The sequence below is a fragment of the Streptomyces sp. FIT100 genome (assembly GCF_024584805.1).
Lineage (GTDB): Bacteria > Actinomycetota > Actinomycetes > Streptomycetales > Streptomycetaceae > Streptomyces.
Window position 1 is genome coordinate 7,111,036 of record NZ_CP075715.1, and the last position, 26,008, is coordinate 7,137,043.

Genomic DNA, 26,008 nt, shown 5'->3' on the forward strand with positions numbered 1-26,008 from the left:
CTGCCTGTAACCCCCGGTAGTCCGACGTCGCACCGTGAACAGGAGCAGGCCATGGGCGTACGCAAAGACCTCGAGCGGGCCAGGCGCCGAGCCGACCTGGCCGGGCGCGCCGCCGTCGAGCTGATCCGGGAGGGCGGGGCCGTGCGCGAGGTGCGCGCCGCCCCGCTCGTGGCGGCCGCCGACACCGGGTCCATCGCCGACATCCCCTTCGCGAACGCCGAGGAGGCCCCCGACGCCGTCGTCCTGCGGCGCAAGGAGGCGGGTGGCTGGCGGGGTGTCACGGCCGCCGAGTTCGCCTGGCAGGTCACCGCGGTCGCCAAGGGCCTCATCGCCGCCGGTCTGGAGCCCGGCGGACGGGTCGCGATCATGTCCCGCACCCGCTACGAATGGACCGTCCTCGACTTCGCGGTCTGGGCGGCCGGCGGACAGGTCGTGCCCGTCTACGCCACCTCGTCGGCCGAGCAGATCGCCTGGATCCTGCGGGACTCCGGCACCCTGTTCGCCGTCGTCGAGAACGACGACAACGCGGCGACCGTCGACGAAGCGGCGCGGGGACTGTCCGAGTCGCCCCGTGTCTGGCGCATCGACGACGGCGCCGTGCGGGAGCTGGCCGAGCTCGGGCGCTCGACACCCGACGAAGAGGTCACCAAGCGGCGCGCCGCCCTCACCCCCGCGACCATCGCCACCCTCTGCTACACCTCCGGCACCTCCGGCCGCCCCAAGGGCTGCGTCCTCACCCACGGCAATCTGCACGCCGAGGCCGCCAACACCGTGGAACTGCTCCACCCCGTCTTCAAGGAGGTCACCGGGCAGACCGCGGCCACCCTCCTCTTCCTCCCGCTCGCGCACATCCTCGGCCGTACGATCCAGGTGGCCTGCCTCCTCGCGCGCATCGAACTCGGCCACTGCCCGAGCATCAAGCCCCACGAACTGCGCCCGGAGCTCAAGGAGTTCCGGCCGACCTTCGTCGTCGGCGTGCCCTATCTCTTCGAGAAGATCCACGACACGGGCCGGGCCGCAGCCGAGAAGCTCGGACGCGGCGCCTCCTTCGAGCGGGCCGACCGGATCGCCGTACGGTTCGGCGAGACGCACCTCGACGGGCTCCTGGGGCGGGGCAGGGGACCGGGCATCGGGCTCCACCTCGCCCGGGCGTTGTACGACCTGCTCGTCTACCGCCGGATCAGGAAGGAGCTCGGCGGCAGGCTGCGCTACGCGATCAGCGGCGGCTCCCCGCTGGACCGCCGGCTCAACCTCTTCTTCCACGCCGCCGGGATCGTCGTCTACGAGGGCTACGGCCTCACCGAGACCACCGCCGCCGCCACGATCACCCCGCCGCTCAGCCCGCGCCCCGGCACGGTCGGCCTCCCGGTGCCCGGCACGTCGGTCCGGACGGCCGACGACGGCGAGGTGCTCATCAAGGGCGGGATCGTCTTCGGCGCGTACTGGAACAACCCGGAGGCCACCTCGCAGGTGCTGGACGACGAGTGGTTCGCCACCGGTGACCTCGGCTCACTGGACGAGGACGGCTATCTGACCATCACCGGCCGCAAGAAGGACATCCTCGTCACCTCCGGAGGCAAGAACGTCTCCCCGGCCGTCCTGGAGGACCGCCTGCGCAGCCGCCCGCCCGTCGGCCAGTGCATCGTCGTCGGCGACAATCGCCCCTACGTCGCCGCACTCGTCACCCTCGACCCGGAGGCCGTCCCGCACTGGCTCGCGGTGCGGGGGCGCCCGGCGGACACCTCGCTCGCATCGCTGTGCGACGACCCGGAGATGATCGCGGACATCGCCAAGGTCGTGGAGTACGCGAACAAGGCCGTCTCACGGGCCGAGTCGATCCGTGAATTCCGTGTCGTGGAAGGTGAGTTCAGCGAGGAGAACGGTCTGCTGACCCCGTCCTTGAAGATCAAGCGGCATGCGGTGACTGCGGCGTACGGGGACGAGATCGAGGCGCTGTACGCCTGACGCGGTGCGCCGCGGTGCGCCGCGGTGCGTCGCCATGCGTCGACGGACGACGCGCCTGCGCATGACCTGCCCCCCGCCACTTGATCACTGTGCGGCGGGCGCACGCGTACCGGCATCCGTACGCGTCGGCGGCCGGCGGCCGTTGCGCGTCGTCCGCTCGCGCAGATGCCGGGCCCGCAGCACGATCTCCGTGGCGAAGCGGCTCTCGGGGTCGGTCAGCTGGTCGCCGAAGATGGAGTCCAGGGTGCGCATCCGGTAGCGGACGGTCTGCGGGTGGACGTCGAGGAGCTCGCCCATCTGCGCGGCCGTGCCGCGGGTGTCCAGCCAGACCCGGAGGGTTTCGACGAGTCGGTCGCGGCGGGTGGCGGTGAGGGCGGCGACCGGGGCGAGTTCGCGTTCCGTGAGCTGGTCGAGGAGGGCCGGGTCGGAGAGCAGCCAGAGGGTGACCAGATGGTCGTCGCAGAGAGCCAGCGGCGCGTCCTCGACGACGTCCGCGTCGATGAGGTCGAGGAGTTTGCGGGCCCAGCGGACGGAGTCGGCGGCGGTCGCGGTCGGGACGGTCAGGCCGACGGCGCCGCAGGTGGCGCGAAGTGCCGTCTGGAGCATGCGTCTTCGGCTCTCCCCGAAGGTGCCGGGGATCAGGAGATGCGGCTGCGGGTCCGACAGATCGACGAGGACGTCGTTGTCCAGCGCGGCCCTGTCGACCTCGGCCGGAGGGCGCAGCGCGACCAGCGTCACCCGCTCCGGCAGCGGCCAGCCGGTCTGCTCGGAGAGCTCGGTGATGGCGGTACGGGGCACGGGCGGGCCGGCCAGCACCAGATGCAGCAGCCGGCGCCGCAGCGTCTCGGCCTGCTCCACGGTGTGCGCCTGCACTTCCAAGTAGCCTTCCCTGGACAGTGCTTCGAGCTCGTCGACGTAGGCGAAGAGCGCGTCGGCGAAGCTCAGCATCAGCGTGGGGGAGAGGTTGTACCGGCGGCCTATCCGCTTGGCCCGCCGCAGCGCCACCCGCGCCCCGAGCCGGTACGCGCCCTGGAGCGTCTCCAGGCTCCGTCCCTCGTACGCCTCGAACCGGCCGAACCTGCGGCACATCTCGTCCCGCAGCGTGGTCGGGGCGGACGGCGACGCGACCTGGTCGACGAAGGCCGAGATGTTCTGCTCCACCCCGACCTGGATGGCCTTGCCGTACGGGCCGTTCAGCAGCCGCGCGTACTCCGGATAGGCGCGGGTCACCTCGATCCCGATCTCCTTTATCAGGCTGGGCAGTTCGGGACGGATGATCGCGGCGAACTCCTGGGGCAGCGGACCCAGCGGCTCACCCACGTCCGACGGCTGCGTCGATCTCGGCATACGTGTGCTCTCCCCTTGCGTTCCGGGCTTCCGGTGTGGGGGGTGCTGGTGCGGGAGGAAAGCGCTCCCACGGCCCGACAGCTGTGACCACTGTGTGGATGCTTCGTGGATGCCGAACATAAACCAGGAACTACGCCCTGCGCACCGTTCGTGACGCGAAAAGCTGCGTCGTATGGGGCTGGAGCGCTCACTTCCGGACAGGGCGCCGGAGTGAGATCTGCTGCGTCGGCAATGGGAAGTACCGGTCGGTAAGGGGTTTCTCGGGGGTGCCCGGGGCTGCTTGACGCGCGGTCACGCGACGCGTCGCGTTCACGGCCCCGTCATGGCACCTCCACGAGGTACCCGATCAGCTGGCCGAATCCCTCCCCGTCGTCGTGGTGCGAGGTGTGGCCGTGACGCGGGGCGCCCTCGGAGTGCGAGGGGCGCCCCGGGCTCATGTCAGGCGCGCACCTTGGGACCCTCGGGCGGCTCGTGCCTCGGGCAGGGCGCCTGGGAGCGGATACGTCACCGGCCGCCGGCGGAGTGCCAGTACTGCGAGAGGACCTTGCCCGCGTCGGGTTTCACGAGGCCGGGGGCCGTGAGGCCGGCACTGTAGGTGGAGGCGGAGTCCAGGGTGAGCGCGTTGTTTCCCGCTCCGGAGGGCAGTCCGGTCTTGAGATTGACCGCGCCGTTGAGGATCCCGGCCAGACCGCAACCGGTCGCCCCGGGGACGGAGAACGCCGAGTCGCCCTGCGTGCTGCCGGTCAGGGCGAAGCGGAGCATCGCGCCTCCCGTGGCGTTGGGGGTGCCGTCGGGGTCGAAGCGTTGCACGGCGAGAGCGGGTGCGGTGACGTTCTGGGGCCGCAGCACGATGGGGCTGGACGCGGTCCCGATGTAGCAGTCGTCACCGAGGAACGGGTTCTCCAGATGGATGCGCACCGGCAGCGCGACGATGGGGCGTCCCGTGGACAGACCCGCGGTCAGGTCGAACTCCGTGGGTGTGCCGATCGGTTCGACGGTGGCGGTCACCCGGTTGAGGCTGATGTCGGTGAGCTGCCGGCAGATCTGGGTCACGAACGGGATGTCGCTCGGGCACATCAGGCCGAGCAGGCCGCCGGGGATCGCGGTGGGCTCGCTGACGATGCTGCCGCCCGCAGGCGGAACGACGGTGAACGTCCCGGCCGCGGTGTCCTGGATGACGCCGAACTGCAGCTCGGTGGCGCCGGTCGTCGCGGTGGTGTTGCCGAGCTTGATGGTTCCGCCGGGCGATGTGGACGCCACGCAGGTGGCCACCAGGGCCTGCCCGTCGGTGGCCAGCATGGCCTCGTCGTCGACGGGGCAGCGGTCGAACGGCGCCCAGTGGCCGTTCAGCTGGACCGCTGGGACATCCGCTGTCGCGACGGCAGGGGACACGCCGTCCGGTTCTTCCGCGCTCGCAGGCGCTGCGCTGAGGGCCATCGCGACGAGGACGGCGGTGAGCGCGCCGGAGACCGCCGCGCGGGCTCTGGTGGGAACGGGTCTCATCTTCTCCCTCGATCCTTCCGGTGCTGGAGGGTTGGGCCTGGGGCGGGTTGTGGGTTCAGCGCTGCGGCTTCGGGATGTCGACGGGCTGAACGTCGGACGTGCAGAACCTCGGGTCCGGGACGGGGACGCCTGATGCGCAGGGTGCGCCCTGTATCTGCTTGACGTAGCCGGGTGAGCCGCTGATGGGGGCGGTGAAGAGGGCGTCGAGGTCCTCGGTCACGCCGCAGCCGGAGAATGCCGGGATGGTCGCCTCGCCGGTCAGCGGGCCCCCGGTGACGAGGGTGTAACTGCCGGGGAGGAAGACGCCCCCACGACGTACCGCGTTGCCGGTCAGCGTGAGGGTGAAGGGCGTCTTGGTGCGGCACTGGGCGCCGACGTCCAGCGCCTGTCCGTTCACACTGGCTTCGGTGATGCGCAGGACCAGATCCATGGTGATGACGGTCTGCCCAACGCCGTCGAACGCATTGTCGATACGCAGGTCGGACTTGACGTTCGCCACCTTGTTCCCCTGGTCGTCGGTGCGCAGGGGCATCTGCTCCAGTTGCATGGTCGCCGTGGTCGGCATGAAGCCGAAGCTCAGGAACGTCGCCTCGGCCGGTGGCGTTGCGGGGCGGCCCTGGTGGTCCAGCGTCGCGAAGGAGTCCTGGAGCAGGTGGAGCTTGCCGTTCATGAAGACGGGGCGCTGGGGTCCTTGAATGATGCGGGCGCAGGAGACGGGGATCTCTGCGGCTCCCTTGAGTTTGGTGACGTTGGAGAAGCCGGTGGCGTAGGCGACGAGGTACTGCGGGACGGTCCTGTCGCCGGCGCAGGGCGGTGCTCCTGTCGCGCCCCCCTCGGCGGCCGTGCTCTTCTGCCTGCGGGGCTCCGGCGAAGGAGGCGTGGCGGACGGCGTGCTGCCCGCGTCCGCGGAGGGGGTGGCGGAGGGGCCGCCGGGATCGGTCGAGGGCGACGTCGTCTCCACGACGGTCACTGCGGCGATCTCCGAACTCTCTTGGTCCGGAGTGCAGTTCACCGTCACGGAAGTGTCCGCCTGCTGTCCGTCCTCGCCGGTCAGGGGTGTGAGGCGAAGGCTGAGGTTGCCCGCGGAAAAGGTGAGGTCGCCGGGCGAACCGGCTGTGACGGACGGCACCTCACCCGAAGCGGTGACGGTCAAGGGGCCGGCATCGGGTACCGGGGCGGGCGCCTGGCCGTCGCCGGTCCAGACGGCCTCGGCCGTGTGCCGCGACTGGGCCAGGGCGATCGTGAGGCTGGTGGAGGCCGTGACCGCGCGGGCGCCTTCGCCGAGGAGCGGCACGACGGACTGCTCGGGTATCTCGACGTCCACGGCGACGATGCCCGGCTGGATGCTCTCGCCGACCGCGGCCGTCTCGGGAAGCGTCGTGGACACCCGGACCTGTGCCGGGCCGGTCGATCCGGCGGGCAGGGTGCACATGTAGCCGAGTGCGGCCTTGATGTCCTGCGGCTGCGGGGAGGGTTCGGCATGCGAGGGCGGGACCACCACTCCCAGGGTGAGCGCTGTCGCGGCGGCGGCCACCCGGCGGCCCCGCATTCGGCTGGCGCCCCGTGGTGCTGTCCGGTCGGCCATGGGCCTCGACTCCCGTCCCTGTGTGAGCCAAGGGCCGCGCGGCGAGTGAAGACACGCGCCGCGCGACCCTGTTCTTCTCCTGATGGCGTTCTGCCTGACGAGGCCGTCCACGCGAGGTCACCGCGCGCGGCGGGTCACCTCAGTGGCGCGAGGCGGTCAGGTGCCCACGATGGTGGGCGCGGTGGTGCCGCCCGCGGGGGCCACGACGCCGTACGCGCCGGTGAAGGTGGGGTGGTCGCCATTCGCGATGAACCCGGCGCAGCCGGCCGTTGCGTTGCTGACGGTGAGCTGCCGGGTGGCGTTGTTGGACACACTCAGCGTCCCGGATGAGTTGGTGTAGGTGACGGCCACCTCGCCCGTGACGTCGAAGTCACAGGTCAGGACCGTGAGATGGGCCTTGACGTTGTTGATGAAGCCCGTGGTCACACCGGTGGCCGAATCGTACGTCTCGGCCCACAGCTCCCAGGGCGGAGCGGTGTTCGTGGTGGGCGTCACGGGTCCGAGCGGGCTGGTGCACGGGTTGGCGGCATCGCCGAAGGAGGCCGCAGTGATGTCACCGACGTGGCCGGGGTTCCCGGTTGCGTCGAAGAGGTTGCCGCTCGCCCGCGCGATGGGGCAGGTCAGCGGAATCCCGTTGACCTCCAGCACGGTGTTCGTCGATGCGGCCGAGAAGGTCGTGGGCGACGGTGTGACATCCCAGTTGGTGGCGTTGATCGGGTCCGCCACCGCCGTTCCGGCGGCCAGTGCGACCGAGGCCGTCGCGGCGCCGACCACGAAGGCGAGCTTCTTGAGACGTCTGTTCATGACTCCTCCGATTTTCTGGACGGGACGTGGAATGCCCGTCCCCGAACGACGGCTGAACTTCGGCCCGGCATATTCTCTGGCCGCGACCCAGGACGTTACTTGCGGGAAACTTGGCGCAACAATCCTGGAGTTCATGATTTTTGAGGAGGGGTGGTTTCTGGTCACACGGTGAGTGTCCGAGGTGGAGAATTTATCGCCGAGTGAGGGTTATCGGCATTGCGCACCGTGTGACAGATCCGGGGCTGTGGCTTATCACCCGATGACAGGAACCGAATCGGCCGACCCGCTCCCACGAGAACTTCCGGACCCGGTATTGCCGAGCGAGGTTACCCGGTCGTAGCGTCACCGGTGCGGTCGCTCAACTCCTGGTCGGCGCTCCCCTGTCGGCCCGGGGTCGCCGCGGGACCCAGCCGGCCCGGCCCTTCCTCCGGGGCGGCGTCCCCGGTAGGCGGCCGGTAAGCGGGGTCTTGCGAATCCAACCCCCCGGACGCGTGAGGCCCCGTTTTTCGCACCCTGCTTTCTGTTTCCCGGGTGACAAGTTCTTCGGGCGGACTTGTCACCGGCTGACAAAGGGCCGACAGGAAGTGAAGATTCGGTGCCCGGCTGCTTGTGCGTGCGCTCCGCTGCAACTTAGCGTGCGCCCTCGGCATACGACGGCCCCGGTCGTCGCATCGTATGCGAGCGCCTGCTGGAGGTGACATGGGAATCGAGGTCGTGGTCGAGGGACTCACCAAATCCTTCGGCAAGCAGAACATCTGGCAGGACGTCACACTCACGCTCCCGGCCGGAGAGGTCAGCGTCATGCTCGGCCCCTCCGGCACCGGAAAGACGGTGTTCCTGAAATCCATCATCGGATTGCTCAAACCGGAGCACGGACGCGTCCTCATCGACGGCGTCGACATGGTGAACAGCCGCGAGCGCGACATCTACGAGACTCGCAAGCTCTTCGGCCTGATGTTCCAGGACGGGGCGCTCTTCGGGTCCATGACCCTCTTCGACAACATCGCCTTCCCGCTGCGCGAGCACACCCGCAGGAAAGAGGCCGAGATCCGCCGCACCGTCATGGAGCGGATGGAGATGGTCGGCCTCGTCGGAGCCGAGGGGAAGCTGCCCGGGGAGATCTCCGGCGGTATGCGCAAGCGTGCGGGGCTCGCCCGCGCCCTCGTCCTCGATCCGCAGATCATCCTCTGCGACGAGCCCGACTCGGGCCTCGACCCGGTCCGCACCGCCTACCTCTCGCAGCTGCTGATCGACCTCAACGCCCAGATCGACGCGACGATGCTGATCGTCACGCACAACCTCGACATCGCCGCGACCGTGCCCGACAACATGGGCATGCTGTTCCGGCGCAGCCTCGTGACGTTCGGGCCGAGGGAGGTCCTCCTCACCAGCGAGGAGCCGGCGGTCGCCCAGTTCCTCAGCGGGCGGCGCGAAGGGCCCATCGGGATGTCCGAGGAGAAGGACGCCGCCACTCTCGCGCTCGAACAGCGCACCGCCGACGGCGCCCCGGCGCCCGGGCCCCGGCCCCTCGTGCCCCAGCTCGAACCCTCCCCGGGACTGCCCGAGCGGCGGGCCGTGCAGCGGCGCCGCGAACGGGTCCTCGGCATGCTCGCCCAACTCCCCGAAGCGGCGCGCTCCGCCATCGTGCAGAGCTACGCCCACGCGGCGGCGCCGGGCCCGCGGGGAGCGGCGTCATGACCGCCCCGCCCTCGCTCCAGCCGGGGACACCGCGGACACCGCGGACACCAGGGACACCGCAGACGCCGGGGCAGCCGGAGACGCCCCGGCCGCCCCGCCCCCCGCTCCGTGTCCTCGCCCCCCTCCGCGAGACCGGGAAGCTCTTCGCGCTCGCCGCCGCCGTCACCCGTGCGATCTTCCGGCGGCCCTTCCAAGTCCGCGAATTCATCGAGCAGTTCTGGTTCATCGCGAGTGTGACGATCCTCCCGGCCGCCCTGGTCTCCATCCCCTTCGGCGCGGTCATCGCACTCCAGGTCGGCTCGCTCACCGAGCAGCTCGGCGCCCAGTCCTTCACCGGCGGGGCCAGCGTCCTCGCCGTCATCCAGCAGGCGAGCCCGCTCATCGTCGCCCTGCTGATCTCGGGCGCGGGCGGCTCCGCCATCTGCGCCGACCTCGGCTCCCGCAAGATCCGCGAGGAGCTCGACGCGATGGAGGTCATGGGCGTCTCGCCCGTCCAGCGCCTCGTCGTCCCGCGCGTCCTCGCCACCATGTCCGTCGCCGTACTCCTCAACGGCATGGTCTCCGTCGTCGGCACCCTCGGCGGCTACTTCTTCAACGTCATCATGCAGAACGGCACCCCGGGCGCCTACCTCGCCAGCTTCTCCGCACTCGCCCAGCTGCCCGACCTCTACATCAGCGAGATCAAGGCCCTGATCTTCGGCTTCATCGCCGGCATCGTCGCCGCCCACCGCGGCCTTGGCCCCCGCGGCGGTCCCAAGGGCGTCGGCGACGCCGTCAACCAGTCCGTCGTCATCACCTTCCTCCTCCTGTTCTTCGTGAACATGATCATCACGGCGGTCTACCTCCAGATCGTGCCGCCGAAGGGGGGCTGAGCGATGTCGATGCTCGGCTGGCTGGACCGGTCAGGGGACCAGCTCACCTTCTACCTCCGCGCACTCGTCTGGATCCCGCGCACCCTGCGCCGCTACCTCAAGGAGGTCCAGCGCCTCCTCGCCGAAGTCGCCTTCGGCAGCGGCGGACTCGGCGTCATCGGCGGCACCATCGGCGTGATGATCGCGATGACGCTGTTCACCGGCACGGTCGTCGGCCTCCAGGGGTACGCCGCGCTCAACCAGATCGGCACCTCCGCCTTCACCGGCTTCGTCTCCGCGTACTTCAACACCCGCGAGATCGCGCCCCTCGTCGCCGGACTCGCCCTCTCCGCCACCGTCGGCGCCGGCTTCACCGCCCAGCTCGGCGCCATGCGGATCAACGAGGAGGTCGACGCGCTCGAAGCGATGGGTGTGCGCTCGATGCCGTACCTCGTCACCACCCGCATCATCGCCGGAGTCGTCGCGATCATCCCCCTGTACGCGATCGGGCTGCTCAGCTCCTACCTCGCGTCCCGCTGGGTCACCGTCGTCCTCAACGGCCAGTCGGAAGGCACCTACGACCACTACTTCGGCCTCTTCCTCTCCCCGGACGACGTGCTCCTGTCGATGCTCAAAGTGCTGATCTTCAGCGTCATGGTGATCCTCGCGCACTGCTACTACGGCTTCCGCGCCTCGGGCGGCCCCGCAGGTGTCGGCGTCGCCGTCGGCCGGTCCGTACGGAACGCGATCGTGCTGATCAGCGTCACCGACTTCTTCCTCTCCCTCGCGATCTGGGGCGCGACCACGACGGTGAAGGTGGCGGGATGAGCGGCGCGACGGCAGCGGCGACGCTGCGCAGAAGGCTCGCGGGCGTCGTCTTCCTCGTCGTGCCCGCCCTGCTGGTGTGGCTCTCGGTCGCCGTCTACGACAAGGAGTTCACGGACGACGCCACCGTCACCGTCCTCACGGGCAGCGTCGGCAACGAGATGCACGCCAACGCCGAGGTGAAGCTGCGCGGTGTCGTGATCGGCGAGGTGCGCTCCATCCGGGCCGACGGCGACGGGGCCCGGCTCACCCTCGCCATCGACCGGGACCAGATCGGCCGCGTCCCGGCCGACGTCACCGCCCAGATGCTGCCGACCACCCTCTTCGGCGAGCGGTTCGTCGCCCTCGTACCGCCGGCCGGACGCGCCACGTCCGAGGCCCTCAGGGCAGGGGCCACCATCCCGCAGGACCGCTCCGGCAACGCCATCGAACTGGAGCAGGTGCTCGACAACCTCCTCCCGCTCCTCACCGCCGTCCAGCCGGAGAAGCTGTCGGCGACCCTCACCGCCGTCGCCCAGGCGCTGGAAGGACGGGGCGAACAGCTCGGGCAGACCCTCGTCACCCTCGATGCCCATCTGAAGAAGCTCAACCCCCATCTGCCCACGCTCAACCGGGACATCAGCCGGCTCGTCGAGGTCAGCAACCTCTACGCGGACGCCGCACCCGACATCGTCCAGGCGCTCACCGACTTCACCACCACCAGCGGCACGATCGCCGGGCAACAGGCCGAGCTGGCGGGGCTCTACGGCTCGACGACCCGCACCGCGCAGGACCTCACCACCTTCCTGCGCAACAACAAGGACAACCTCATACGGCTCTCCGCCGTCTCACGGCCGACGCTGGAGCTGCTGGCCGCGTACTCGTCCTCCTTCCCCTGCACCCTGCGCACCCTCGCCGGCTTCGTACCGGCCATGGACAAGGCGCTCGGCAAGGGCACCGACCGGCCCGGGCTCCATGTCGAGGTGAAGACCGTGCCGTCGCTCGGCAGGTACGTGCCGGGCAAGGACACACCCGTCTACGAGGCGTCCGGCGGCCCGCACTGCTACTCCGTCCCGTACACGGGCAGGCCCGACCCGGCACGCGCCACGGCGGACGCGGAACAGACCCTCGGCCTGCCCAACTCCCCCCAGGAGAACGCGCTCGTCAACGAGCTCATCGCACCGGGCATGAAGGTCGCGCCCCAGTCGCTGCCGGACTGGAGCAGCGTGCTCACCGGTCCCGTCTACCGCGGTGCGGAGGTGACCCTGAAGTGAAACTCCCCTGGACCTCCGGCGCCGCGGACACCGCGGACACTGCCGGCACCGCTGACGCCGCCGACGCCGCCGGCACGCCCGGCGTCCGGCGCCGCAGCATCGCGGGGCCCCTGGCCAAGTCGATCGTGTTCATCGTCGTGACCGTCGCGACGACGACCGTGCTGGCGTTCTCCATCGCCAACACCGGAGTCGGCGAAACGGTCTCCTACAAGGCCCGCTTCACCGACGTCACCGGCCTGATCGAGGGCGACAGCATCCGCATCGCCGGGGTGAAGGTCGGCCAGGTCGAGTCGGTGCGGGTCGCCGACCGGCGCGTCGCCGAGGTGTCCTTCACCGTGCGCAAGGGGCGCGCGCTGCCCGCGTCCGTGACCGCGTCGATCAAGTACCTCAACATGGTCGGCCAGCGGTACATCGACCTCGACCGGGGGGCCGGGCCCGTCGACGAGGTCTTCATGCCGGGGGAGACCATCCCGCTCTCCCGCACCGCGCCGGCGCTCGACCTCACCCAGCTCTTCAACGGCTTCCAGCCGCTCTTCGAGGGACTGGCCCCGGAGGAGATCAACGACCTCGCGGGGTCGATCGTGAAGGTGCTCCAGGGCGACGGCGGAACGGTCGACAGCCTGATCCGGCACGTCGGTTCGCTCACGACGACCGTCGCCGCCAAGGACAAGGTCATCGGCGAGGTCGTCACCAACCTCAACACCGTCCTGAAGACCGTGAACGAGCGCGAGGAGGGCTTCGACGACCTCGTCGTCACGCTCCAGCAGCTCGTCTCCGGATTCGCTGACGACCGGAAGCCGCTCGGTGAGGCGGTCGAGGCGATGGGCGACCTCACCACCGTCACCGCGGGCCTCATCGAGGACGGCAGGGCGCCGCTGAAGGCGGACATCCGCGAGCTCGGCCGGCTCTCCGAACTCCTCGCCGACAGCACCCCGCAGGTCGAGAACTTCCTGACGACGACCCCCGCCAAGATGCAGGCGCTCGGCCGGCTCGCCTCGTACGGCTCCTGGCTCAACCTGTACCTCTGCGAGGCCCGGGTCACCGGAGTGCGGACATCCGACGGCAGCGAGCCGCCCACCGGCATCGCGATCACCGAGGCGAGGTGCCAGGGATGAAGCTGCCAGGGATGAAAGTGCCAGGGATGAAAGTGAAAGGGACGAAGCTGCCACGGACGAACGGGCTCCGGATGCGGGCGCCGCGGATGAAGTCGGTACGGGAACGCGATCCGGTCGCCGTCAGCCTCGTCGGCCTGCTCGTCCTCGCCCTCCTCGGCCTCGCCGCCTACCGGGCCGAGTCCCTGCCCTTCATCGGCGAAGGCACCACCTACACCGCCGAGTTCACCGAGGCGGCCGGGCTCGACGAGGGCGACGAGGTCCGTATCGCCGGGGTGAAGGTCGGCGAGGTCACCGCCGTCGGCCTCGACGACGCCAAGGTGAAGGTCACCTTCAGGGTGAAGGACGCCTGGATCGGCGACTCCTCCACCGCCGCCATCGCCATCAAGACGCTGCTCGGCGAGAAGTACCTCGCCGTCGACCCCGTCGGCACCCACCGCCAGGACCCCGGCCGGCGGATCCCGACCTCCCGGACCACCTCCCCGTACGACGTCACACAGGCGTTCAACGACCTCGGCGAGACCATCGGGGAGATCGACACCGAGCAGCTCGCCAAGAGCTTCGAGGCCATCTCCGCCACCTTCGAGAACTCCCCTCCCAGTGTGCGCAGCGCGGCGACCGGACTGTCCGCGCTGTCCCGTTCCGTCTCCGAGCGTGACGCGCAGCTCGTCGAACTCCTCAAGAGCAGCAGGCAGTTGACGAAGACACTCTCCGGGAAGAAGAGCAGCTTCGAGACCCTGCTGGAGGACGGCAGCCTGCTGCTCGGCGAACTGAAGGCCCGCCGGGACGCCATCCACCGGCTCCTCACCGGGACGCGCGGCCTCAGCACCCAGCTCAGCGGACTCGTCGCCGACAACGACCGGCAGCTCCAGCCCACGCTCAAGGCCCTGAGCCGGGTGACCGGCGTGCTGGTGAAGAACCGCACGAGCCTGGACGCCATGCTGGCGCTCGCCGGTCCGTACTACCGGCTCGTCGGCAACACCCTCGGCAACGGCCGCTGGTTCGACTCGTACGTCTGCGGCCTCGTCCCCAAGGACTACCTGCCCCCGGGTACGCCTCCCGCCACCGGATGCATGTCGCCCAAGCCCGGGAAGGGCGGTGCTGGCTCGTGAACCTCGGACGCGTCATCGGCATCGTCACCGGACTCGCTGCGGTCGCCGTCGTCGCCACCTCGGGCGTGAGCGCCCTGGAGACGTCCGAATCGACCCGGATCACCGCCTACTTCCGCACCGCGACCGGTGTCTACGAGGGCTCCGACCTGCGCATCCTCGGCGTCAAGGTCGGCACCGTGGGGGAGGTGCGGCCCCAGGGCGACGAGGTGCGGGTCACGCTCCACGTCGACGAGGGCGTCCCGGTCCCCGAGGACGCGCACGCCGTCGTCGTCGCCCCCAGCGTCGTCGCCGACCGCTACGTCCAGCTCGCCCCCGCCTACACCGGCGGCCCCCGGCTCGCCGAAGGCGCCGTACTGCCCGCCGCACGCAACGCGACCCCCCTGGAGGTCGACCAGCTCTATGCGGCCATCACCGAACTCAGCACCGCACTCGGCCCGGACGGCGCCAACGCCGACGGAGCGCTCGCCGGGCTGATCGACACCGGCGCCGCGAACCTGAAGGGCAACGGCGAGGCCATCGGCGACTCCATCGAGGAGTTCGGCAAGGCCGCGAAGACGCTGGACGGCAGCAGCGACGACCTCTTCACCACCCTCGCCCACCTCCAGTCCTTCACCACCATGCTGAAGGACAACGACGGCAAGGTCGCCGAGGCGGAGCAGCAACTCGCCGCCGTCACCGGCTTCCTCGCCGAGGACAAGGAGAACCTCGGCGCCGCCCTGAAGGAACTCGCCACCGCGCTCGGCCGGGTCAAGTCGTTCATCCAGAAGAACCGCGGCGCGCTCAAGGAGAACGTGGACGCACTCGTCCCGCTCACGCAGACACTCGTCGACCAGCGCGCCTCGCTCGCCGAGGCCATGGACACCGTGCCGCTCGCCGCGTCCAATGTCCTCAACGCGTACGACCCCGGGCACCGCACCCTCAACGGCCGCGCCAACCTCAACGAGCTGAGCCTGGGACCCCCGGTCATCCACCCCGGGAACACCACGGCCGGGCTCGTACCCGTCACGCCCGAGCGGCTGAAGTCGCTGCCGGCCCTGCCGCTGCCGCCCGTCGGCACGGTCTACGGCACCCCGGAGAAGAAGAAGGGGGGATCCCGGTGAGAAGACTGCCCCTCGTCGGCGCCGTGACCGCCCTCGCGCTGCTGACCGCCGGCTGCGGGACACCGCAGCTCTCCGGCATCCAGGACCTGCCCCTGCCCGGCGGCGCCGACCTCGGTGACCGTCCGTACGAGATCAGCGCCGAGTTCGCCGACGTGCTGAGCCTCGTACCGCAGTCGGCGGTCAAGGTGAACGACGTCGCCGTCGGCCGCGTCACCGGCATCACTCTCGCCCCCGGCTCCTGGTCCGCCAAGGTCACCATGCGCATCAACGGCGACGTGAGGCTTCCCGCCGACGCCTACGCGCACCTCGAACAGTCCAGCCTGCTCGGCGAGAAGTACGTCCAGCTCGCCCCGCCGCCGAAGACACCGAGGACACCGAATTCGCCGAAGACACCGGTCAGCGCAGCCGGACCACTGCGGCCCGGAGCCGTGATCCCCCTGAGCCGCACCAACCGCAACCCGGAGGTCGAGGAGGTGCTCGGCGCCCTGTCGATGCTCCTCAACGGCGGCGGCATCAACCAGATCAGGACCATCGCCACCGAACTCAACAAGGCCATCGGCGGCTACGAACCCGAGGTCGCATCCGTGCTGAAGCGGCTCGACACCCTGGTCACCAGCCTCGACAGCAACAAGACCGACATCACCGCCGCACTCGACGGCGTCAACCGGCTCTCCGTCACGCTCGCCATCCGCAAGCAGCAGGTCGGCCGGATCCTCACCGGGCTCAGCCCCGGCCTGAAGGTCCTCGAACAGCAGCGCGGCTCGCTGCTCACCATGCTGCGCGCCCTCGGGACCCTCTCCACGGTCGCCGTCGACACGGTCAACAAGAGCAAGGACGACACGATCGCCGACCTCAAGGCCCTCGCGCCCACGCTGAAGGCGCTCGCCGACTCCGGGAAGGCGCTGCCCGACTCGCTCCAGGTGCTGCTCACCTATCCCTTCACCGACGAGGTGCTGCGCGGCATCAAGGGCGACTACCTCAACCTCTATCTGCACGTGGCGGCCGTGCCCGGGACCACCGTCATCCCGCCGCTGATCCCGCAGGAGCCCACGGGCGGGCAGTCCGCCGCGCAGCTCCCGCTTCCGCTTCCGCGGGCAGGGGGGAACTGATGCTGACACTCGCCACCCGCCTCAAGAACGTCGCCTTCCTCCTCATCGGAGTCCTGGTGCTCGGCTTCGTCGGCATCCGCTACGCCGACCTCGGCCGCTACGCCGGCATGGACGGCCACTACACCGTGCGGGTCCGACTCGACAGGACCGGCGGCCTGTTCACCCACTCCGACGTCACCTACCGGGGCGTGTCGGTGGGCAGGGTCGGCCCGATCCGCCTCACCGACGAGGGCGTCGAGGCCGAGCTGCGGATCGAGGACTCGGCGCCCCGGATCCCGGCGGACCTGGAGGCGGTCGTCGCCTCGCTCTCCGCCGTCGGCGAGCAGTACATCGACCTGCGGCCCGTCGGCGACACAGGACCTTATCTGCGGGAGGGCTCCGTCATCGACCAGGCGTCCACGCAGGTGCCGGCGCCCGTCACGGACGTCCTCACCAGCGTCGACCAGCTGGCGTCCTCCGTCGACCTGGAGGCGCTGCGGACCGCGGTCGACGAGTTCGGGGCGGCGCTCGGCGGACGCGGGGACGACCTCCAGACGCTGATGGACAGCGGCAACGACTTCGTCATGGCGGCGGACAATGCCCTGCCGGTCTCGGTCCGGCTCATGGAGGACGGCGAGACGGTACTGCGCACCCAGGCCGAACAGAGCCAGGCGCTCACCTCCTTCGCCCACGGCGCCAAGGAACTGGCGGGGCAGCTCAGGAGCTCCGACAGCGATCTGCGGCGGCTGATCGCCACCGCGCCGGACGCAGCAGGCCAGATCAGCGCAGTGCTGCGGGACCTCGAACCCGGCCTCGGCGTCGTCGTCGCCAATCTGCTCACCACGTCGGAGGTGGCGGTGACCCGGCAGCGCGGCATCGAGGAACTGCTCGTACGCCTCCCCGCCGTCGCTGCCGCCGGTTCGACCGCCGTCAACGACAAGGGTGCGAGCTTCGGCATGTCGGTCACGTTCTTCCAGCCGCTGCCCTGCTTCGAGGGCTACGGCTCGACGGTGTACCGCAACGGCCTCGACACCAGCGCCGCGAAGCCGCCCTTCAACACCAAGGCCCGCTGCACCGCGCCGCCGAGCAGCGGCAAGAACGTCCGCGGCAGCGCCAACGCGCCTGGCGGCGGCCCGGTGCCTGACCCGGCCGAGCCCGGCTCGCGGCCCCTGCCGCCGCTGGCGCTGCCAGCCGTGCCGGAGCCGGCGTCCGGGACGGGTGGGACGGGCGGGGCGGGTAGGGCGGCGGGGATGGCCGGACTGCTCGGCCTGGAGGCCGCCGATGAGTGACCGGAACCTGCTCCTTCGAGGTCTCGCCGTCACCCTCGCGGTGCTGTTCTGCGCGTACGGCGGCTGGTCGTACGCCCAGGCCCGCGGCGACGAGTCGACGGCGTACGCGACAGCGCGCGACGCGGCCCTCGCCGACGGGCGACGCCATATCGCCGAACTCAGCACCGCCGACGCCCGCCGTCCGCAGGATGCCCTGCGGACCTGGCTGTCGGCGTCGACCGGCCCGCTGCGGGACCAACTGCGCAAGGCCGGCGCCCCGTCCGGCACGACGGCCCGCGCCACCGTCACCGACGCGTCGCTCACCTCCCTGGACGCCCGGGCCGGTACCGCGGAGCTGATCGCGACGCTCCGGGTCGACCTCACGCCGGCCGGCGGCCAGGAGACGAACGCCCGCAAACGCCTGGAGGCCACTCTGACGCGCACGGCCGACGGCTGGAAGATCTCAGAACTCGGCGCGGTACCGGTCGGGACGCCATGAAGGGGCACGCGGAGATGACGACGACCGACGAGCCGACGCGCGCTGTCGCACCTGTGCCGGACGGACGCGCCCCGGAAGCGAGGCACGAAGCGCGCGACGGGCGGGGCGACCCGGCCGGTGGCACCCCGCCCCTGACCATGCATGAGCCGGACGCGGGCATCGAGCCCGGGCGGGTGCCCGCTGCCGAGGCCGATGCCGAAGCGGGGTCCCCGGCCGCGGCCGGTCCCGCGTCCGCCCCCGCATCCCGTCCCGCGTCCGAGCCCGCAGCCGGGCGAGAGGCCGCGCCCTCGGCGCACGGCGAGCCGGCGCGCGCGGCGCGACGCGGCGGCGTGCTCGCCGGCTGCCTCGTCGCCGCCCTGCTCCTCGCGGGAGCCGGACTCCTGCTGCGCGCCCACCAGTTGGGCGACAACCCCGCCACCGCGAACCGCGCCCTGACCGACACGGTGGCCACGGCCCGGGTCACCGGCGACGTCAGCAGCGCCGTCGCCAAGGTGTTCTCGTACGCCGCCGAGGACACCGCGGTGACCCGGCAGGCGGCGCGCGAACTGCTCGCGGGAAAGGCGTCCCGCCAGTACGAGTCGCTGTTCGCGCAGGTCGAGCGCCGCGCGCCGGAGCAGCGGCTGACGCTCACCACGCGGGTCGTGCGGGCCGGGGTCACCAGCCTCGGCGCCGACCGTGCCGAGCTGCTGCTCTTCCTCGACCAGATCGCCCAGCGCAAGGGCGGGCCCGCGACCACGGCCGCCGCCCAGCTCTCCGTCACCGCCGAACTCCACGAAGGGCGCTGGCGGATCGTCGACATCACCTCCCGATAGGCACCGCGACAGGCACCGCGACAGGCACCTCCGACAGGCACTTCCGATAGGGGCGACAGCCATGGCACGACGCACGCCGAGGAACCCGCTGCTCATCGCCGCCGTGGCGCTCGCCGTCGCGGCCGCCGGCTGGGCCGGGCTGAGCGGCTGGTCCTGGTACGCGGCCGCGCACGACGACGCGGCCGCCTACGCGCACGAGCGCGACCGGGTGCTGGCCGCCGCGGAACAGGCCGTGCAGAACATGAACACGCTCGACCACCGGGACGTCGCCCGGGGACTCGACCGCTGGGAGGACTCCAGCACCGGTGACCTCCACAGACAACTCGTCGACGGACGGGGCCAGTTCGAGAAGCAGATCAAGGAGGCCAGGACGGTGACCACCGCGAAGGTGCTGTCGGGGGCGGTGTCGGAGCTCGACGAGCGGGCCGGGAGGGCGAGCGTCATGGTCGCCCTGCGGATCACGGTGACCGCTCCGAAGGGCGAACCGGCGGCGAAGGAGAGCCGGCTCCTCGGCGAACTCACCCGGACGCCCGAGGGCTGGAAGCTCAGCGCCCTGGGCCAGGCACCGGTCGGCAACGCCCCGGCGGCAGGCTGAGGAGGGCAGGCCATGTCGACGACCCGCCATCTCATCAACCGTCAGCGCCGTCTGGTCAGGTCCGCACAGGCCCCCGCCCCGGCGGCAGAAGCCCGTACCCGTACCCGTACCGCCACGGACGCGCCGCACCTGGGCTCCGCCCCCGATCGATCCGCCGAGTCCGCCGAGTCCGCCGAGTCCGCCGAGTCCGCCGGGTCCTTCGAGTCCGCCGAGTCCTTTGAGCCCGTGGACTCCGACGACCTCGCGACGCCTGCCGCACACCCGCGCCGCGCCCGTGTCCAGGCGCTGCCCGCCGCGCTGTGCCTGCTGACCGTGCTCCTCGGCGGCTTCGCCGCCTGGGCCGGGAACGAGGCGTCCGCGCTGCGCGACGACGCTTCCGCGCGGAACACCGCCCTCACGGACGTGGCCCGCACCACCGAGGTCAAGGGCCAGGTCGCCGACGCGGTCAACGCGGTCTTCTCGTACAACTACGCCGCCACCGCCACGAACGACCGCGCCGTCAAGGACCGTCTCACCGGGCGGGCCGTCGCCCAGCACCGCGAGATGCTCGCCACCGTCCGCGCCAAGGCCGCCGCCCAGAAGCTCGTCCTGACGACGACGGTCACCGAGAGCGGCGTCGAGCTGATCGACGGTGACCGCGCACGTGTCCTGGTCTTTGCCGATCAGAGCAACACCAGTACCGCGTCGTTGGGCGGTACGACATATGGCGCCGCGATGTTCGCTGTGGACCTGGTACGGATGGGCGATCTGTGGCTGATCGCCAATATCGAGACGTTTGGGGCGAGTTCATGAGGCGGATCGGCGTACGGCTCGGCAGTGCGCTCACACGGCGTGCCCTCGCACGGCGTGTGTTCACACCACGTGCGCTCCCACCGCGGGCGCTCACACGCCGACGGATCGGCGGCACGGCGGTGGCGGTGGCCGCGATGGCGGCGCTCACCGCCTCGCAGGCGCCCGGGCTGACCGGGGTGGCGGCGGAGCCGCCGGCGGACGACGCCCTGCCCGCGGGCCAGCCGGAGTGGGCCGGTCCGCCGCCGGACGACGACTCGTACCACACCGAGCTCCCTCCGCTGGTCTCGCCCGCGCCGCTCACCCGGCCCGGCGGCCCCACCCTCGGCACCGTCGCCGAACAGGCCGTGTGGGACCAGTCCGGAATCCCCGCGACCGTGCTCGCCGCCTACCGGAACGCCGAGCGGAGCATCGCCGGGAGCGACCCGGGCTGCCGGCTGCCGTGGCAGCTGCTCGCGGCCATCGGCAAGGTGGAGTCCGGTCACGCCGGCGGCGGTCGCGTCGACGCCCACGGCACCACCCGCACCGCCATCCTCGGACCCGTCCTCGACGGCGTCAGCTTCGCCCTGATCAGCGACACCGACGGCGGTGCCTACGACGGCAACACGGTCTACGACCGGGCCGTCGGCCCGATGCAGTTCATCCCCTCCACCTGGGCGGGCTGGGGCGCGGACGGCAACGGCGACGGCCTCGCGAACCCCAGCAACATCTTCGACGCCGCCCTCGCCGCCGGGCACTACCTCTGCGCGGGCGACCGCAACCTGGCCGTGCAGGCCGACCTCGACCGTGCGGTGCTCAGCTACAACCACTCGCGGACCTATCTGAACACGGTCCTGTCCTGGCTGGAGTTCTACCGCAACGGCACGCACGCGGTGCCGGACGGCACCGGCCCCGTGCCCTCCACGCCGGGCGCGGGCGGCACCACCCCGGCGGTCCGCCCGGTCGGCGGCCGCGGCCCGTCCTCGAACGGCAACGGCGACGGCACCTCACCCCGTCCCGGGGACGACGGCATCGTCGTCGGCCCCAAGCCGTCGCCGTCCACGAGCCCGCAGCCGACCCCCTCCGGGAGCGACCCGGCGTCGCCCACCCCGACGCCCACCGAGACCCCGACGGACCCGACGGAGTCGCCCGACCCGAGCCCCAGCACCTCGGAGCCCGAGCCCACCCCGTCCGAGCCCGAGCCGAGCCCGACCGATCCCGGCCCGACCCCGTCGGAGCCGGAGCCGACCCCCACCCCGACCCCGACCGAGCCGGATCCCACCTGCACCACCCCGGCCCCCGACCCCTCGGCCGGCGAGACCCCGTCACCCGACCCGACCGAGACACCGGGCGAGACCTGCCCCGCGCCCACTCTCTGAGCGCGTCGGCGAGCAGTTCACCCGCGGCCCGACAGCACCTCCGACAGGTCGTACCGCACCGGCTCCTCCAGCTGGGCGTACGTACAGCCGTCGGGGGTGCGGTCGGGCCGCCACCGCCGGAACTGGGCCGTGTGGCGGAAGCGGTCGCCCTCCATGTGGTCGTACGCGACCTCCACCACCCGCTCGGGCCGCAGCGCCACCCACGACAGGTCCTTCTTGCCCGACCAGCGGCTCGGCGCCCCGGGCAGCCGGGCCGTCCCGTGCGCCTCCTCGTCCGACCAGCGCGCCCACGGATGCTCCGACACATCGTCCATGCGCAGCGGCTCCAGCTCCGCCACCAGCTCCTCGCGGCGCTTCATCGAGAACGCGGCGCAGACGCCGACGTGCTGGAGCACGCCCTCGTCGTCGTACAGGCCGAGCAGCAGTGAGCCGACGACCGGCCCGCTCTTGTGGAAGCGGTAGCCGGCGACCACGACATCGGCCGTCCGCTCGTGCTTGATCTTGTACATCAGCCGGGCGTCCGGCCGGTAGGGAAGGTCGAGCGGCTTGGCGATCACCCCGTCGAGCCCGGCGCCCTCGTACCGCTCGAACCACTCGGCCGCGACCTCGGCGTCCGTCGTGGCGGGCGCCAGATGGACCGGGTCCCGCGCGCCGCCGAGCGCCTCGGCGAGCGCGGCGCGCCGGTCCGCCAGCGGGGTCTCGAGGAGCGCCTCGTCACCGAGCGCCAGCAGATCGAAGGCGACGAAACTCGCCGGGGTCGTCTCGGCGAGCATCCGCACCCGCGAGTCCGCCGGGTGGATGCGCTCCGTCAGCCTGTCGAAGTCCAGCCGCCCCTCGTACGCGATCACGATCTCGCCGTCGACGACGCAGCGCTGCGGCAGGTTGGCGCGCAGGGCCTCGACCAGCTCGGGGAAGTAGCGGGTGAGCGGCTTGCCCGTACGGCTGCCGATCACGACCTCGTCGCCGTCCCGGTGGACGATCGCGCGGAATCCGTCCCACTTGGCCTCGTACTGCATCCCGGGCGGGATCCTCGCCACGGACTTGGCGAGCATCGGCTTCACGGGCGGCATCACCGGCAGGTCCATGGGGCGATTCTCCGGTATGCGCGGCCACTCGGCACGGCCTACGCTGACGGGCATGGCCGGAGCCGTGGAACTCGAAGTGGGCGAGCGGACCGTGCGCGTGTCCAACCCCGACAAGGTGTACTTCCCCGAGCACGGCTACACCAAGATGGACATGGTCCAGTACTACCTGGCCGTCGGGGAGGGCATCACCCGGGCGCTGCGCAACCGCCCCACCACCCTGGAGCGCTACCCCGACGGGGTGACCGGCGAGTCCTTCTTCCAGAAGCGCGCCCCCAAGTACCTGCCCGACTGGATCCCGACCGCGCACATCACCTTCCCCAGCGGCCGTTCCGCGGACGAGATGTGCCCGACCGAGCCGGCCGCCGTGCTCTGGGCCGCCAACCTCGGCGCCGTCACCTTCCACCCCTGGCCGGTGCGGCGCGAGGACACCGACCACCCCGACGAGCTGCGCATCGACCTCGACCCGCAGCCCGGCACGGACTACGCCGACGCCGTCCGCGCCGCCCACGAGCTGCGCGCCGTCCTGGACGAGCACGGTCTGCGCGGCTGGCCCAAGACCTCCGGCGGACGTGGTCTGCACGTCTTCGTACCGATCGAACCGCGCTGGACGTTCACCCAGGTCAGACGCGCGGCGATCGCCTGCGGCCGGGAGCTGGAGCGCCGTATGCCGGACCGGGTGACCATCAAGTGGTGGAAGGAGGAGCGCGGCGAGCGGATCTTCGTCGACTACAACCAGACCGCCCGCGACCGCACCATCGCCTCCGCCTACTCGGTCCGCCCGCGCCCCCACGCCCCGGTCTCCGCGCCGCTGCGCTGGGACGAGGTCGACGACGCCGTCCCCGAGGACTTCGACATCACGACGATGCCCGCGCGCTACGCCGAGGTCGGCGACGTCCATGCCGACATGGACGCCCGGCGCTTCAGCCTGGAGAGCCTGCTGGAGCTCGCCCGGCGGGACGAGGCGGAGCACGGGCTCGGCGATCTTCCGTATCCGCCCGAGTACCCGAAGATGCCGGGGGAGCCGAAGCGCGTCCAGCCGAGCCGCGCGAAGAAGACCGCGAAGCCGGAGAAGCCCGAGCCGGCCGCGAAGCCGGAGAAGTCCGAGCCGGCCGAGAAGCCCGAATGACGTCGGCCCCCTCCCGTGGGGAAGGGGGCCGGCGCGCTCACAGCCGTCGGAGCGCTACAGCTCCTTGATCCGGATGTTGCGGTACGAGATCACATCCGTCGTGCCGTGCACCTGGAGGCCGATGTACCCCTGCGCGTACCGGCGCCCGTCCGTGCCCGGGTCGTCGGCGCGCGGCGGGACGAACTCCTGGCCGCCGGTGTTGTCGAACTCGTTGATCAGGACACCGTTGCGGTAGACCGCGTAGTGCTGGCCGACCACGCGGATCTCGTAGTCGTTCCAGGTGCCCTTGGGGGTGACTCCGGCGCCGCCGAGGCCGACGCGGTCGAAGCCGTAGACCGAGCCCGTCTTGTACATGTCGCCGTCGGGCCGGTCCAGGACCTGCACCTCGTGGCCGTACTTGATGGCGACCCACTCGGGCCGGGACTCCTCCGGGTTGTCGTGGACGTTCGGGAAGCGGACGAAGACCCCGCTGTTGGCGTTCCCGGTGCCCGGGGCGTCGTCCCGCCACTGGAGCTTCAGCGAGAAGTCGCCGTACTGCCGCTGCGGGAACCAGAGCATGCCGAGGCCGCCCTTGGTGGTGCCGCTCGTCATCGACCCGTCGGCGTTGAGACCGAACGAACCGCCGCCCACGTGCTGCCACTTGGCGAACGACGCGGACGTACCGTCGAACAGATCGCGGTAGCCGCTGGTCTGGCCCGGCTTGCCGATGCCGGACTGCCTGGCCGCCTTGTAGATCTTCTTGTGCTCGCGCTGGTCGATGACGCCGTCCGCGAGCAGCTGGTCCAGCACCTTGTCGACGTGCTTGAGGAAGAGCGCGTGGGACGTCCAGTCCCGCTCGTCCTCGATCAGCTCGTTGATGGTGCAGCGGCTGCGGGTGACCCGGTTCGGCACGCCCGTGTCGACCGTGCCGACGATGACGGTCAGCCGCTCGTCGTACTCGGGGCAGTTGGGCGCCGGGACGCCGCCGCCCTCCGCGACGGTGAAGGACACCTCCTTCGCCTCGGAGGTGTTGCCGGCCTTGTCGGTGGCCCGGTGGAGCACGGTGTGGAAGCCGACCCGGTCGACGATCACCGGTGCGGTGTACGCGAGATAGGGGCCGCCGTCGAGCGAGTACTCGACCTTGTCGACGCCCGAGTCCGCGTCGGTCGCCGTGACGGTGACCGTGGCACTGGTGATGAACGCGCCGTCCGCGTTCTTGTCCCCGGTCACCGCCGCCGATGTCACCGGCGGAGTCCTGTCCTGCGTCGGCGGGGCGACGACCTCGAAGTCCACCGACTTCTCCGCCGCCGCGTTGCCCGCCTTGTCGGTGGCGCGGTAGCGGACCTTGTGGGTGCCGACCTCGTGGACCATGACCGGGGCGGTGTAGGGCTGCCAGGCGCCGTCCGCCCCGAGCGCGTACTCGATCGTGTTGACGCCCGAGCCGGTGTCGGACGCGGTGACGGTGACCGTCGCCATCCCCAGGTACCTGCCCTGGTCGTCCTTCTCGCCGCTCACGGTCGCCGATGTCTCCGGCGCGGTCGTGTCGTCCGTCGGCGGGGCGACGACCTCGAAGTCCACCGACTTCTCCGCCGCCGCGTTGCCCGCCTTGTCGGTGGCGCGGTAGCGGACCTTGTGGGTGCCGACCTCGTGGACCATGACCGGGGCGGTGTAGGGCTGCCAGGCGCCGTCCGCCCCGAGCGCGTACTCGACCTTGTCCACGCCCGAACCGGCGTCCGTCGCCGACACGGTCACCGTGGCATGGCCGATGTACGCGCCGTCCGCGTCCTTCTCGCCCTCGACCTTCGCGGAGGTCTCGGGCGCGGCGGTGTCCTCGCCGCCCCCGCCCTCGGTCACCGTGAGGATGCCCTGCATCTGGCCGTGGCCGGGGATCGTGCAGTGGAAGAGGTAGCGGCCCGGTGTGAGGGTGACCTCCACCGAGTGCTTCCCGCCCTGGTCGTCGTTGGGATTGGCCAGGATGTTCAGCGGGACGTCGTGGTTGTACTCGGGATCGGAGGCGTCGAACGTCAGCGTGTGCGGCATGCCGGTGGTGTTGCCGGTCGCCGTGCTGTTCTCGAAGACGATCGTCGTCGGACCCGCCACCGCCGTGGTCGGGAACGTCAGATAGCGGTCGATCGCATCGCCCGCCGTCCAGTTGAGCACCTGCGCCGCGGCGGTGCCGGCCGCGCCGGACGCCTCCCGGTCGTCGGTGCGCCCGTAGGCGACCGTCGAGGTCAGCCCCAGGACCATCACCAGC

Annotated in this window: 22 protein-coding genes; 16 read left to right on the top strand and 6 right to left on the bottom strand. The window is 71.2% G+C overall.

What is annotated here, in order from left to right; all coding sequences use genetic code 11:
* The first annotated feature begins 51 nt into the window (after positions 1 to 51).
* A complete protein-coding gene (locus tag KK483_RS31740) occupies positions 52 to 1,965 on the top strand; it encodes a long-chain fatty acid--CoA ligase (protein ID WP_262008654.1) in 1,914 nt (637 codons plus the stop codon).
* A gap of 84 nt (positions 1,966 to 2,049) precedes the next feature.
* Here the strand turns inward: KK483_RS31740 and KK483_RS31745 are convergent, their stop codons facing one another.
* The 4 genes from KK483_RS31745 to KK483_RS31760 form a co-directional block, all read right to left on the bottom strand.
* A complete protein-coding gene (locus KK483_RS31745) occupies positions 2,050 to 3,312 on the bottom strand; it encodes a helix-turn-helix domain-containing protein (protein WP_262008655.1) in 1,263 nt (420 codons plus the stop codon).
* A gap of 504 nt (positions 3,313 to 3,816) precedes the next feature.
* Positions 3,817 to 4,815 carry a hypothetical protein gene (locus KK483_RS31750; RefSeq protein ID WP_262008656.1) on the bottom strand — a complete coding sequence of 333 codons (999 nt, stop codon included), beginning with the start codon at positions 4,813 to 4,815 and terminating at the stop codon, positions 3,817 to 3,819.
* A 55-nt stretch (positions 4,816 to 4,870) separates the two neighbouring features.
* Positions 4,871 to 6,400, bottom strand: a complete 1,530-nt coding sequence (locus KK483_RS31755; RefSeq protein ID WP_262008657.1) for a DUF6801 domain-containing protein — start codon at positions 6,398 to 6,400, stop codon at positions 4,871 to 4,873.
* A gap of 156 nt (positions 6,401 to 6,556) precedes the next feature.
* On the bottom strand, positions 6,557 to 7,204 hold the full coding sequence (locus tag KK483_RS31760; protein ID WP_262008658.1) for a hypothetical protein: 648 nt from the start codon (positions 7,202 to 7,204) through the stop codon (positions 6,557 to 6,559).
* A 699-nt stretch (positions 7,205 to 7,903) separates the two neighbouring features.
* Between KK483_RS31760 and KK483_RS31765 the strand changes: the two genes are divergently transcribed.
* From KK483_RS31765 to KK483_RS31830, 14 genes are all read left to right on the top strand, one after another.
* On the top strand, positions 7,904 to 8,902 hold the full coding sequence (locus tag KK483_RS31765; RefSeq protein WP_262008659.1) for an ABC transporter ATP-binding protein: 999 nt from the start codon (positions 7,904 to 7,906) through the stop codon (positions 8,900 to 8,902).
* Positions 8,899 to 9,774, top strand: a complete 876-nt coding sequence (locus KK483_RS31770; protein ID WP_262008660.1) for an ABC transporter permease — start codon at positions 8,899 to 8,901, stop codon at positions 9,772 to 9,774. Before KK483_RS31765 ends, KK483_RS31770 begins: the two co-directional genes overlap by 4 nt.
* A 3-nt stretch (positions 9,775 to 9,777) precedes the next feature.
* Positions 9,778 to 10,581 (top strand): ABC transporter permease, encoded by an 804-nt coding sequence (locus KK483_RS31775; protein WP_262008661.1) that lies wholly within the window; start codon positions 9,778 to 9,780, stop codon positions 10,579 to 10,581.
* A complete protein-coding gene (locus tag KK483_RS31780) occupies positions 10,578 to 11,831 on the top strand; it encodes an MCE family protein (RefSeq protein WP_262008662.1) in 1,254 nt (417 codons plus the stop codon). The genes KK483_RS31775 and KK483_RS31780 overlap by 4 nt, the downstream gene beginning before the upstream one ends.
* 98 nt (positions 11,832 to 11,929) lie before the next feature.
* On the top strand, positions 11,930 to 12,946 hold the full coding sequence (locus tag KK483_RS31785; RefSeq protein WP_262009773.1) for an MCE family protein: 1,017 nt from the start codon (positions 11,930 to 11,932) through the stop codon (positions 12,944 to 12,946).
* A gap of 71 nt (positions 12,947 to 13,017) precedes the next feature.
* Entirely contained in the window at positions 13,018 to 14,055 is a 1,038-nt protein-coding gene (locus KK483_RS31790) for an MCE family protein (RefSeq protein ID WP_399016246.1), read from the top strand.
* Positions 14,013 to 15,155 (top strand): MCE family protein, encoded by a 1,143-nt coding sequence (locus KK483_RS31795; RefSeq protein WP_399015518.1) that lies wholly within the window; start codon positions 14,013 to 14,015, stop codon positions 15,153 to 15,155. Before KK483_RS31790 ends, KK483_RS31795 begins: the two co-directional genes overlap by 43 nt.
* A gap of 5 nt (positions 15,156 to 15,160) precedes the next feature.
* Positions 15,161 to 16,264: an MCE family protein gene (locus KK483_RS31800; protein WP_399016249.1), complete on the top strand. Its 1,104-nt coding sequence runs from the start codon at positions 15,161 to 15,163 to the stop codon at positions 16,262 to 16,264.
* On the top strand, positions 16,264 to 17,532 hold the full coding sequence (locus tag KK483_RS31805) for an MlaD family protein (protein ID WP_262008664.1): 1,269 nt from the start codon (positions 16,264 to 16,266) through the stop codon (positions 17,530 to 17,532). The genes KK483_RS31800 and KK483_RS31805 overlap by 1 nt, the downstream gene beginning before the upstream one ends.
* Positions 17,525 to 18,010: a hypothetical protein gene (locus KK483_RS31810; RefSeq protein WP_262008665.1), complete on the top strand. Its 486-nt coding sequence runs from the start codon at positions 17,525 to 17,527 to the stop codon at positions 18,008 to 18,010. Before KK483_RS31805 ends, KK483_RS31810 begins: the two co-directional genes overlap by 8 nt.
* A 14-nt stretch (positions 18,011 to 18,024) precedes the next feature.
* Entirely contained in the window at positions 18,025 to 18,822 is a 798-nt protein-coding gene (locus tag KK483_RS31815) for a hypothetical protein (protein ID WP_313879495.1), read from the top strand.
* A 61-nt stretch (positions 18,823 to 18,883) separates the two neighbouring features.
* Positions 18,884 to 19,417 carry a hypothetical protein gene (locus KK483_RS31820; protein WP_262008666.1) on the top strand — a complete coding sequence of 178 codons (534 nt, stop codon included), beginning with the start codon at positions 18,884 to 18,886 and terminating at the stop codon, positions 19,415 to 19,417.
* Positions 19,418 to 19,429: 12 nt separating this feature from the next.
* A complete protein-coding gene (locus tag KK483_RS31825; RefSeq protein ID WP_262008667.1) occupies positions 19,430 to 20,209 on the top strand; it encodes a hypothetical protein in 780 nt (259 codons plus the stop codon).
* Between the two features lie 134 nt (positions 20,210 to 20,343).
* Positions 20,344 to 21,564, top strand: coding sequence for a lytic transglycosylase domain-containing protein (locus tag KK483_RS31830; protein ID WP_262009777.1), 1,221 nt, complete (start codon positions 20,344 to 20,346; stop codon positions 21,562 to 21,564).
* A gap of 17 nt (positions 21,565 to 21,581) precedes the next feature.
* Here KK483_RS31830 and KK483_RS31835 read toward each other — a convergent pair whose 3' ends face one another.
* Positions 21,582 to 22,649 (bottom strand): ATP-dependent DNA ligase, encoded by a 1,068-nt coding sequence (locus KK483_RS31835; protein ID WP_262008668.1) that lies wholly within the window; start codon positions 22,647 to 22,649, stop codon positions 21,582 to 21,584.
* Positions 22,650 to 22,701: 52 nt separating this feature from the next.
* Here KK483_RS31835 and ligD point away from each other — a divergent pair, with 52 nt between their 5' ends.
* Positions 22,702 to 23,775 (top strand): non-homologous end-joining DNA ligase, encoded by a 1,074-nt coding sequence (gene ligD / locus KK483_RS31840; RefSeq protein ID WP_262008669.1) that lies wholly within the window; start codon positions 22,702 to 22,704, stop codon positions 23,773 to 23,775.
* A 54-nt stretch (positions 23,776 to 23,829) separates the two neighbouring features.
* Here ligD and KK483_RS31845 read toward each other — a convergent pair whose 3' ends face one another.
* Positions 23,830 to 26,001, bottom strand: a complete 2,172-nt coding sequence (locus KK483_RS31845; protein WP_262009778.1) for an OmpL47-type beta-barrel domain-containing protein — start codon at positions 25,999 to 26,001, stop codon at positions 23,830 to 23,832.
* Positions 26,002 to 26,008 lie beyond the last annotated feature (7 nt).

Bases quoted from the DNA above. Each gene is read 5' to 3' on its own strand.
- KK483_RS31740 (WP_262008654.1), top strand. From the start codon at position 52: ATGGGCGTACGCAAAGACCTCGAGCGGGCCAGGCGCCGAGCCGACCTG.
- KK483_RS31745 (WP_262008655.1), bottom strand. From the start codon at position 3,312: ATGCCGAGATCGACGCAGCCGTCGGACGTGGGTGAGCCGCTGGGTCCG.
- KK483_RS31750 (WP_262008656.1), bottom strand. From the start codon at position 4,815: ATGAGACCCGTTCCCACCAGAGCCCGCGCGGCGGTCTCCGGCGCGCTC.
- KK483_RS31755 (WP_262008657.1), bottom strand. From the start codon at position 6,400: ATGGCCGACCGGACAGCACCACGGGGCGCCAGCCGAATGCGGGGCCGC.
- KK483_RS31760 (WP_262008658.1), bottom strand. From the start codon at position 7,204: ATGAACAGACGTCTCAAGAAGCTCGCCTTCGTGGTCGGCGCCGCGACG.
- KK483_RS31765 (WP_262008659.1), top strand. From the start codon at position 7,904: ATGGGAATCGAGGTCGTGGTCGAGGGACTCACCAAATCCTTCGGCAAG.
- KK483_RS31770 (WP_262008660.1), top strand. From the start codon at position 8,899: ATGACCGCCCCGCCCTCGCTCCAGCCGGGGACACCGCGGACACCGCGG.
- KK483_RS31775 (WP_262008661.1), top strand. From the start codon at position 9,778: ATGTCGATGCTCGGCTGGCTGGACCGGTCAGGGGACCAGCTCACCTTC.
- KK483_RS31780 (WP_262008662.1), top strand. From the start codon at position 10,578: ATGAGCGGCGCGACGGCAGCGGCGACGCTGCGCAGAAGGCTCGCGGGC.
- KK483_RS31790 (WP_399016246.1), top strand. From the start codon at position 13,018: ATGCGGGCGCCGCGGATGAAGTCGGTACGGGAACGCGATCCGGTCGCC.
- KK483_RS31795 (WP_399015518.1), top strand. From the start codon at position 14,013: ATGCATGTCGCCCAAGCCCGGGAAGGGCGGTGCTGGCTCGTGAACCTC.
- KK483_RS31805 (WP_262008664.1), top strand. From the start codon at position 16,264: ATGCTGACACTCGCCACCCGCCTCAAGAACGTCGCCTTCCTCCTCATC.
- KK483_RS31810 (WP_262008665.1), top strand. From the start codon at position 17,525: ATGAGTGACCGGAACCTGCTCCTTCGAGGTCTCGCCGTCACCCTCGCG.
- KK483_RS31815 (WP_313879495.1), top strand. From the start codon at position 18,025: ATGACGACGACCGACGAGCCGACGCGCGCTGTCGCACCTGTGCCGGAC.
- KK483_RS31820 (WP_262008666.1), top strand. From the start codon at position 18,884: ATGGCACGACGCACGCCGAGGAACCCGCTGCTCATCGCCGCCGTGGCG.
- KK483_RS31825 (WP_262008667.1), top strand. From the start codon at position 19,430: ATGTCGACGACCCGCCATCTCATCAACCGTCAGCGCCGTCTGGTCAGG.
- KK483_RS31830 (WP_262009777.1), top strand. From the start codon at position 20,344: ATGGCGGCGCTCACCGCCTCGCAGGCGCCCGGGCTGACCGGGGTGGCG.
- KK483_RS31835 (WP_262008668.1), bottom strand. From the start codon at position 22,649: ATGGACCTGCCGGTGATGCCGCCCGTGAAGCCGATGCTCGCCAAGTCC.
- ligD (WP_262008669.1), top strand. From the start codon at position 22,702: ATGGCCGGAGCCGTGGAACTCGAAGTGGGCGAGCGGACCGTGCGCGTG.
- KK483_RS31845 (WP_262009778.1), bottom strand. From the start codon at position 26,001: ATGGTCCTGGGGCTGACCTCGACGGTCGCCTACGGGCGCACCGACGAC.